This window comes from Bremerella sp. JC817 (assembly GCF_040718835.1).
Taxonomy (GTDB): domain Bacteria; phylum Planctomycetota; class Planctomycetia; order Pirellulales; family Pirellulaceae; genus Bremerella.
On record NZ_JBFEFG010000031.1, the window covers coordinates 1 to 373 of the forward strand.

General features: G+C 74.0%; 1 protein-coding gene. It reads left to right on the plus strand.

All coding sequences use genetic code 11. The features are described 5' to 3' along the window. Positions 1–373 (plus strand): glycosyltransferase (locus AB1L30_RS00145; protein ID WP_367011338.1); only part of this gene is annotated, 373 nt, incomplete at both ends.

Below are 373 nucleotides of genomic sequence, written 5' to 3' on the forward strand. Positions count from 1 at the left end.
AGACCCCGGGGCCCTCGGGGATGGCCGGGTCGAGTGGCTCGGTCAGAGGCCCAACACCGAGCTGAACGCGTTGAGGAGGCGGGCGGCCGTGACGGTCTCGCCCTCGCGCGATGAGAACTTCCCGATGGCGATCATCGAGGCGCTGGCGGTGGGCTGCCCGATCGTGGCCGCCCGGGCCGGCGGGGCCGCCGAGGCGTTCGAGCACGAGACACACGGCTTGTATGTGAGGCCGGCCGACCCGGGCGACCTGGCGGCGGCGCTGTCGAGGATGCTGGCCGACCCGGCCCGGGCGGCGGCGATGGGGGCGGCCGCGGCGGAGCACTGCCGGAGGAATTACTCGCCCGAGGTCGTTGCCGAGCAGACCCTCCGGTTT